The organism is Lysinibacillus sp. NPDC048646, assembly GCF_050272295.1.
Classification (GTDB): Bacteria; Bacillota; Bacilli; order Bacillales_A; family Planococcaceae; genus Lysinibacillus.
The window spans coordinates 38,389-47,011 of record NZ_JBNNLZ010000033.1; the positions used below are offsets into that span (position 1 = coordinate 38,389).

General features: G+C 37.2%; 8 protein-coding genes. 7 read left to right on the plus strand and 1 reads right to left on the minus strand.

Translation table 11 applies throughout. The annotated features are described in order from the left end of the window. The first annotated feature begins 40 nt into the window (after positions 1-40). On the plus strand, positions 41-415 hold the full coding sequence (locus tag ACQKII_RS22510) for a HesB/IscA family protein (RefSeq protein ID WP_427462679.1): 375 nt from the start codon (positions 41-43) through the stop codon (positions 413-415). Positions 416-805: 390 nt separating this feature from the next. After that, on the plus strand, positions 806-1,576 hold the full coding sequence (locus ACQKII_RS22515) for a class I SAM-dependent methyltransferase (protein ID WP_427462680.1): 771 nt from the start codon (positions 806-808) through the stop codon (positions 1,574-1,576). Between the two features lie 161 nt (positions 1,577-1,737). On the opposite strand, the gene ACQKII_RS22520 is transcribed toward ACQKII_RS22515, so the two are convergent. Continuing rightward, positions 1,738-2,229, minus strand: a complete 492-nt coding sequence (locus ACQKII_RS22520) for a CarD family transcriptional regulator (RefSeq protein WP_427462682.1) — start codon at positions 2,227-2,229, stop codon at positions 1,738-1,740. Positions 2,230-2,372: 143 nt separating this feature from the next. On the opposite strand from ACQKII_RS22520, the gene ACQKII_RS22525 reads away from it, so the two are divergent. From ACQKII_RS22525 to cstA, 5 genes are all read left to right on the plus strand, one after another. After that, entirely contained in the window at positions 2,373-2,816 is a 444-nt protein-coding gene (locus ACQKII_RS22525) for a MarR family winged helix-turn-helix transcriptional regulator (protein WP_427462683.1), read from the plus strand. A gap of 280 nt (positions 2,817-3,096) precedes the next feature. Further along, positions 3,097-3,594 carry an NUDIX hydrolase gene (locus tag ACQKII_RS22530; RefSeq protein ID WP_427462684.1) on the plus strand — a complete coding sequence of 166 codons (498 nt, stop codon included), beginning with the start codon at positions 3,097-3,099 and terminating at the stop codon, positions 3,592-3,594. A 19-nt stretch (positions 3,595-3,613) separates the two neighbouring features. Further along, positions 3,614-5,365: a LytS/YhcK type 5TM receptor domain-containing protein gene (locus tag ACQKII_RS22535; protein WP_427462685.1), complete on the plus strand. Its 1,752-nt coding sequence runs from the start codon at positions 3,614-3,616 to the stop codon at positions 5,363-5,365. Between the two features lie 4 nt (positions 5,366-5,369). Continuing rightward, positions 5,370-6,140: a LytR/AlgR family response regulator transcription factor gene (locus ACQKII_RS22540; protein WP_427462686.1), complete on the plus strand. Its 771-nt coding sequence runs from the start codon at positions 5,370-5,372 to the stop codon at positions 6,138-6,140. Between the two features lie 330 nt (positions 6,141-6,470). After that, the gene (cstA, locus tag ACQKII_RS22545; RefSeq protein ID WP_427462687.1) at positions 6,471-8,264 is read left to right on the plus strand and encodes a carbon starvation protein CstA; all 1,794 of its coding nucleotides are present in this window, start codon (positions 6,471-6,473) and stop codon (positions 8,262-8,264) included. Positions 8,265-8,623: the final 359 nt, after the last annotated feature.

An 8,623-nucleotide genomic window follows, 5' to 3' on the forward strand; every position in this document is an offset into this window, starting at 1 on the left:
CAAAATTGATATGATAATGAATAAGAAAGAAGGTGAAGGGATGACAAGTTTAAAACAAGTAATAGAAGTGACGGAGGCTGCCGTCTTTCATATTAATGAGATGATGGAGCATAATGAAGAGCGAGGTTCTTTTTTACGCGTGGTTGTTAATGGTGGCGGATGTAGTGGCCTATCGTACGGTATGCATTTCGATAAAGAGAAAAAAGATGAAGATTTTGAAGATGTACAACATGGTTTAACTATTCTTGTTACCCACGAAGATGCGCCTATTTTAACGGGAACGAAAATTGACTATAAACAATCGCTCATGGGCGGGGGCTTCACTATCGATAATCCGAATGCAATCGCATCATGTGGCTGTGGCACAAGCTTTAAAGCTGCAAAACGTGAAGGTACGCCTGAAGTTTGTGATTGATGTTTAAGAAAAGTGTTTAGTGGATTATAAAAGATAGATAAAATTAATATGTACACAACCCTTGTTAGCTCTATATTTGCCTAACAAGGATTGTGAATAACGAGCTTCTTTGATTTGTGATGTTGCAAAACATGATAAATGAAAGGGGCTTTTTCTATCTTATAGAAGTAGAAATGTACAGCCATTTATAGAAGAGATACTATTCGTGTAAAACCTAAAACTGTGAATAATAACAATGTACTATATTACCATCAACCTTTTTCAGTATGTTTGTAATTCAGTTCTGCTAATAATTTTGTAAGTCACTTTATTTTGTTTGAAATAAAGATCTTTCACTGGTATCGTGGTATATATTGGTAATTATGTGCAATAATTTAAGGAGGAGTATATATGTCTTTTAGTTATTATGGAGAACTTTGTACTGAGGTTTATGATTTAACGAAAAAGGTCGGACAATCATTGAGCGGAGATATAGAATATTATTGTGACAGACTGAAAGATTGTAAAGGGCGCATTCTTGAAGCAATGGTTGGTTCTGGACGCGTAATTATTCCTCTTTTAGAATCTGGGCTTCATGTTGATGGAGTGGATTATTCTTCAGAGATGTTAGCTTCTTGTCGTCGACACTGTGAAGCACGTGGGTTAAAGACTGAATTATATGAAGCGAATTTAAAAGAACTGTCTCTAGCTACTAAATATGAGGCGATTATAATTCCCGCAGGATCATTTTTATTGATTGAAAAACGAGATGAATCAATAAAAGTATTAAAAAGACTTTACGATCATCTTGAACCAAATGGAAAACTTATACTAGACCTTTTCCTACCTGATAACAAATTTGACGTTGATGGAAAGTTTGAAGGAACATCTACATTTACCTTATCGAATGGTGATACGATTACAATGGAAGAAAAACTTGTCGAAGCCGATTTGTTTAACCAATATAAAGTTTCCTATTTAAAGTATGAAAAGTGGCGAGAAGGAAAACGGATTCAATCTGAATTACAACGTTTTGCTCTAAGATGGTACGGTGTAGAAGAATTTAAGTTAGTACTTGAAAGTATCGGTTTTTCAGATGTAGTTGTGTCCGCAGATTTCGATTATGGAAAACAACCAACAAATAGTAAACAGACCTTGACTTATGAAGCAACAAGAAAATAAAGTGCAGCACTCCACATGTAATTGCATTTTTTTATGTGACACAAGCGCTAAAACCGCAAAACGTGCAAATACCCAAGATTTGTGATTGATTGACGATGAAAGAAGCCACATTATTTCTGGAGAGAAATAACGTGGCTTCTTTATGTACCTTCAAAAAAAACTTAGTTAAGCTGTGTTAATACATATTCGTAAATTTCATCTGATGGTTTATCTAGTGCAACGGAGAATTCTGAAAATATAATTTCTTGTAAAGATTGAAGTAATTTTTCTTCTTGATTTGGGAATTTTTTTTCGTTCGCCTCATATTCAAACTTTTTACGAAGCAAGGTGTTTAAGAGGTTTGCTTGTTTTTGTCTGTCGCCAGTTTTAATAATTTCTACGTGAAATCTCATACGATGAGTGTTTTGTTCAATCCATTCCACGCCGGGAGACGTAAATGAATGTAAAATTTGAATAGCTTCTTCTTTTTCGATAATATTTCTAAGCTGTTTTTTTGCATTGTCGGTAGGGGTACGAATTGTTAATTTTGAATCATTGAGTGGTTGTAAAACGTAGTAAGTTTTTGTAATGTCGCTAAAGGTTTGTTCACAAATATCTTCAATTGAACAAAGTCCATGTGATGAATAAATGACTACATCGCCAACATTGTACATGTATATTCCCTCCATCAAACATCATTGTCAACCAAGTTGACTAAATTAATTGTAAGCAATTAAATGACTTTTGTCAACTTGGTTGACGAATGGTATTATTTTTTGTATAGTGATTACGAAAATATGGAATGAAGGTGAACTAGTTGAAGGACGAATTGCAAAATCGAGATGTAATTGATTTGTTGAGCGAACGTCACGAAATACTTCGACGACTTGCTGAAGATAAGTGGAATAATAATAATAATATTTATATCTCTAATTCAGAATGGTATATTTTAGGGAGAATTTATAAAAATCAACCGACTATTTCAGATGTAACAAAAGGCGTTGATTTTTCTAGACAAGCCACTCATAAATTTATAAAAAGTTTAGAAGCAAAAGGATTAGTAGAAGTTAGTAATGCCGAGCATAGTAAAAAACACAAAGTAATTCGAATGACGGAATTTGGTGAAGCTTGCTATGAGAAAAATGAACTTTATAAATCGGAAATTGAACAGCAATTAGTCAACACAATTGGAGAAGAACAAGTGGCGAATTTAAAAAATATTTTAAATCTTAATTGGAGTATTGAGCATTTGGAAGTGTAAAATACAGGCACTTAGTCATCAAATTGGTTTGGGCTTGTTCTCGAATGGTAACCTAACTATAAATGAGTGTCGGCTTGAAAAAGGAATACATAATCATGCACTATTTTTAGTTGGCCCTTCAAAAGCTACAGTAAAAATTTAATGGCCTCTCTCGCATTTTGCGAAAGAGGTTTTTGAGCGTGGAAAAAAATGTGCAAAAATTAAATATCTTATAATTCAGAATTAATGCTTCTAACAATAGAAATTGAAAAGTTATAATAAGGACATAGAGGTGAAGGATATGAAGAAAGATAGAGGAAAAGTTTGGCTAGGAGTAGCGGGGGTTACTGTCAATCAGCTCGGACAATGGCTTGTTGTAAAAAAAGCATATAGTGGTTTAAAAGGACGTTGGTCATTACCTGCTGGCTTTGTGAATGCAGGTGAAACAATTGATGAAGCAGTTGTACGAGAAATAAAAGAAGAGACAGGGATCGATTGTTTCGTATCAGGGTTGATTGGTTTCCGTACAGGAGTTATTCGTGGGGAAGTCAGTGATAATATGGCCATTTTTTATTGTAGGATGCGAGATGAACAGCAGGCATTATGTATTCAAGAAAATGAATTGCTAGAAGCGAAATGGCTATATCCAAAGGAGCTTGCACAGGATGTAATGACATCTGTGATGCTAAAGGAAATGGTGTCCAATCAATTCGAAAACCATCAATTAGATGCCATAGATGGCATTAACCCAGGAGAGGTATTTGGTTACTCATCCTATAAATTGTTCTTTGAAAAATAAATAGCAAAGGGGGGCAATGATGGAACTATTTTTGTTTATGTTGGAGCGGGTAGGACTAATCATCGTCTTTGCCTTTTTAATGTCGAGATGGCGCCTGTTTAGAGAAATGCTATTCCAAGATCAAGGATTGAAAGAAAAAATATGGCTTGTCATTATTTTCAGCGCCTTGAGTATTGTCAGTAGCTATACGGGCATCAAGATCGAAAGTGGTACAATCTATCCACTTAATCAGATGATACATAGTACTATAAATGCTGAAGAAGCCATTGCGAATACGAGGCTAATTGGTGTAGCTATTGCTGGCATATTTGGTGGTCCCTTTGTTGGCGTATGCGTGGGCATTATTGCGGGGATTCATCGAATTACACTTGGGGGTTTTACTGCGATTGCCTGCGGTGTTTCGACAATACTGGCAGGGTTCATCACAGGTGGATTAAGTCAACAGTTAAAAATCCGTCAAACTTTCTCCTATAAAAAGGCTGTCATGATAGGAATTTGCGCAGAAACCGTGCAAATGCTTGTTATTTTAGCAATAGCGAAGCCATTTGATCAGGCAATACAATTAGTTTTGCTAATTGCAATGCCGATGATCATGATGAATGCCTTTGGGATTTTTTTATTTTTCATGATCATTAAAACGTTTATTGATGAAGAAGAGCGTACAAAGGCTTTACAAACACACCAAGCTTTCTCGATTGCTCAGCTTACAATCGAGCATTTTCGCAAAGGCTTAAATGAGGAATCCTGCCAAACGGTTGCAGAAATTATCAAAAGAGAAATAAGGGTCGATGCAGTGGCCATTACAGATACCAATGGAATTTTGGCACACGTCGGCGTTGGTGAAGATCACCATTTAATCCATCGTGAAATCATGACGGCGCTTACGAAGCAGGTATTAGTAGAAGGGCGTATTATTACTGCTACGTCTGCAAAAGAAATCCATTGTCCCCATGCCGATTGTCCGTTAAATGCAGCGATCGTATTACCTTTAAAGGTACAACATCAAACGGTGGGTAGTTTAAAGCTCTATTTTATGAATGCAGCTTCATTAACAGGGGTGAAGAAGGAGCTTGCGGAGGGACTAAGTCGGCTATTTTCATCACAGCTTGAATATGCTGAAATTGAAAGGCAGCGGAAATTATTAAAGGATGCTGAAATTAAGGCACTTCAAGCACAGGTACATCCACACTTTTTCTTTAACAGCCTTAACACGATTTCAAGCTTAATTCGAACAGATGCAAATGAGGCAAGAACATTATTGTTAAAACTGAGTACATTTTTTAGAAGTAATTTACAAGGAGCTCGTCAATTGCTCATCCCGTTAAAAAATGAAATTGACCATATTGAGGCTTATTTATCGATTGAGCAGACCAGATTTCCTAATCGCTATGATGTGCAATTTCAATTAGATGAGTCACTATTTGACGTGCACATTCCTCCTTTTACCTTGCAGCCACTTGTTGAAAACGCAATTTATCATGCATTTAAAAATCGCAAGGAAGGCACAATTATTGTGAAGGTACAACGAGTCGATAATAAACTATTACTGTTAACGGAGGATAATGGTTGTGGCATGAGGAAAGAGCAGGTGAAACAGCTTGGAAAAAGCATACTGCAATCTGAACAAGGAACGGGCACTGCCCTATGGAATATTTATCAGCGTATACATGAAATTTATGGAAAAGAAGCGGATTTTCAAATTTCAAGTACGTTAGATGTTGGGACGAAAATTAAAATTCAACTACCTTTAAAAGCGACAAGATGGGAGTAGACATATGTTGAATGTATTTATTGTAGATGACGAATCCTTAGCACGAGCTGAATTACGTTATTTACTAGATCAAACAAAGCTAGTGGAGATCAGGGGAGAAGCGGACAATGTAGAGGAATTATTAAAAGATCCCCAGTATGCACAGATAGATTGTGTTTTTTTAGATATTGAGCTTGGCGTTAAAAATGGTCTCGATTTAGCGAAAAGGCTCATGCAAACAGCACATAAGCCAGAAATTATTTTTGCAACGGCTTATGATGAGTATGCATTACAGGCATTTGAAGTAAACGCGTTCGATTATATTTTAAAGCCTTTTGAAGCGGAGCGTGTACAAGGTGCAGTGGAAAGGTTAATGGCGAAAAGAACTGCTACACAAGCAAAAACGATGGAAGAGTTAAAGCATCTGCAAATGGACAAGCTTGATAAGCTAACGGTGTATGTAAACGATCGAATTTTACTCATAAAAATACAAGAAATTTTGTATTGTACTTCTGAAGATAGTAAGACCATTATTGTCACTGACAAAGGAAGCTATTTCGCATCAGAATCATTAGCAACGCTTGAGAAAAAGCTTGCTTTAAAAGGTTTTGTGCGTGTGCATCGTGCGTTTATCGTCAATTTAGAGCATATTGTTGAACTAGAGCCCTGGAGTAGCTCTAAATATAATCTAATTTTGCATAATAGGCAGCCCATACCGGTGAGTCGTCTATACATGAAGGACGTACGCAAAATTTTTGATTTATCCTCATTCAGCAGAAGACTCCCTCCACTATAGCTGGCGAGATGAAAGTGGTTGTAACGCCTTTGCAGTGGGTATCAACACTTACTGAATCTGGCATTGTCACGGATTTTGCATGAGTTCATGTAGGGTGTTAGACTAACTGGGTCGTATCCATAAGATAACGGCTAATAGAACTGCTTCATACAGGCCACCGCGCGATTCAAAATTCGGACGCAATTACGCCTTGGCGAAATTGCTCAAAGTAAGTGCATTTCAACCAAAGAAAGTATCCTTTCAACTTTAATTTCTGACATTTCAGTGAATTTAACGAATATTTGTTTATTTCATTTGCTATGATGTGGAAAAAGTAAAAGGAGTGATTTGATGAATGCGATTACAATTGTAATTGGCTCCATTTGTGTACTGATGATTAGCTATCGTTTGTATGGCATATTCTTTACAAAGAAGGTATTAAAAATTACAGATGATACACCCACCCCAGCGCACGCTATGGAAGATGGTAAAGACTATGTTCCGACGAATAAATGGGTAACATTTGGGCATCATTTTGCGGCAATTGCTGCTGCGGGCCCATTAGTAGGACCAATTTTAGCAGCGCAATTTGGTTATTTGCCAGGACTACTGTGGCTATTGATTGGTGCTGTTATTGGTGGTGCAGTACATGATGCTGTTGTTTTATTTGCATCTATGCGCCATGGTGGTAAATCTTTATCTGAAGTAATGAAAGAGGAGTTAGGTCCAGTCGCAGGTTTCTGTACAGGACTTGCTATGCTATTTATTATTACAATTACAATGGCCGGACTATCAATGGTTGTACTGGGGGCGTTAGAGCGTAATCCTTGGGGAACTTTTGCGGTAGGTATTACAATTCCTATAGCGATACTGGTCGGCATTGCTTATCGAAAAACGGGGAATTTACTTGTCACTTCTACTGTTGGCTTTATATTGCTTATGATTGGTGTTTTTATGGGACCAATGATTCAAGGAACAGCCTTAGGTGATTTTTTAACGTTTGATCGTGATACTTTAGCTATTATTCTACCTATCTATGCATTTTTTGCGGCGGCATTACCTGTTTGGCTATTATTAGCGCCGCGTGATTATTTAAGTAGCTTTATGAAAATTGGTGTATTTATTGCCTTGATCATTGGTGTTTTCTTCGTAAATCCAATGATTCAATTCCCGCCAATTACAGAGTTTATTCATGGGGGTGGTCCTGTCATTGCGGGTCCGGTGTGGCCATTCGTATCCATTACGATTGCTTGCGGTGCGATTTCAGGCTTCCACGCCTTTGTTGGTTCAGGGACAACACCGAAAATGATTAATCGTTGGGAAGATATTCGCATCGTTGGTTTTGGTGCGATGTTAGTAGAATCTTTAGTGGGGGTAATGGCATTAATTGCTGCGACAGCCCTTCATCCAGCAGATTATTTTGCTATAAATTCAGCACCAGCTGTCTTTGCAACATTAGGTATGGAGACGGTTCATTTACAAACCTTAGCGCAGAGCATAGGAATGGATTTAGAGGGTCGAACAGGTGGTGCAGTTACCCTTGCTGTAGGGATGACTGATATTTTCACGGGTATTCCATGGTTCGCTGAAATGTCTTCTTATTTCTATCAGTTTGTTATTATGTTTGAAGCGGTCTTTATTTTAACAGCTATTGATGCAGGGACACGTGTAGCACGTTACTTAATTCAAGATTTTGGTGGCAATGTTTATAAGCCGTTAAAGCGTACAGATTGGATTCCAGGTACGATTGTAGCAAGTGCACTAGCCTGCTTTATGTGGGGGTACTTATTGTATTCCGGGGACATTAGTTCCATTTGGGTACTATTTGGTGTTTCGAATCAGTTAATGGCGTCGATTGGATTAGTATGCGGTGTAACCATGGTGTTAAAAGTAGCTGATAAGCGAATATATGCGCTAACATGCTTTATTCCTTTAGCTTATTTATACGTGACTGTGAATGTAGCAGGCTATTGGATGATTAAGAACGTTTATTGGAATTCAGCAGCGGCAGGTTACAATGTACTAAATGGTGTATTGTCGATTATTATGCTGATTCTAGGTTTAATAATTGTCATTACGGCAATTAAAAAATGGGCAGAGCTTTGGAAATCACCAAAATTCTTATTAACACCAACCTCATCATAATTCATAGAATAGAGGCTGGGACAAAACTTTAATTTTTAAGAAAGAGGAGCAAAGGCGTTATTAAATTTTTGCTATCTAAAATGAAGAGAAATTTAGACGTTCTTCCTTTTGAAATAAATAAAATTCAGAAGAGAGCACTAGTTGATGGTAGCGAAGGCCACGCCCCCGGAAAGCGTCCGCCGTAGCGGACATCAACGCTTACAGCAAAAAAGTGTTAGATCGACATCAGTCAATCTAACACTTTCTCTTATGTCCCAGCCTCGTTTCTTACGATTAGTCAACCCTAATTAAAGAATAATTTAGAGTTTTATGAATGTGGAGTGATGAAGAATATCCCTCACCACTTCACACTCATTTTT

What these genes read in the sequence shown, in the direction of transcription:
- ACQKII_RS22535 (WP_427462685.1), top strand. Translation starts at nt 3,614, where the DNA reads ATGGAACTATTTTTGTTTATGTTGGAGCGGGTAGGACTAATCATCGTC.
- ACQKII_RS22510 (WP_427462679.1), top strand. Translation starts at nt 41, where the DNA reads ATGACAAGTTTAAAACAAGTAATAGAAGTGACGGAGGCTGCCGTCTTT.
- ACQKII_RS22520 (WP_427462682.1), bottom strand. Translation starts at nt 2,229, where the DNA reads ATGTACAATGTTGGCGATGTAGTCATTTATTCATCACATGGACTTTGT.
- ACQKII_RS22530 (WP_427462684.1), top strand. Translation starts at nt 3,097, where the DNA reads ATGAAGAAAGATAGAGGAAAAGTTTGGCTAGGAGTAGCGGGGGTTACT.
- cstA (WP_427462687.1), top strand. Translation starts at nt 6,471, where the DNA reads ATGAATGCGATTACAATTGTAATTGGCTCCATTTGTGTACTGATGATT.
- ACQKII_RS22515 (WP_427462680.1), top strand. Translation starts at nt 806, where the DNA reads ATGTCTTTTAGTTATTATGGAGAACTTTGTACTGAGGTTTATGATTTA.
- ACQKII_RS22540 (WP_427462686.1), top strand. Translation starts at nt 5,370, where the DNA reads ATGTTGAATGTATTTATTGTAGATGACGAATCCTTAGCACGAGCTGAA.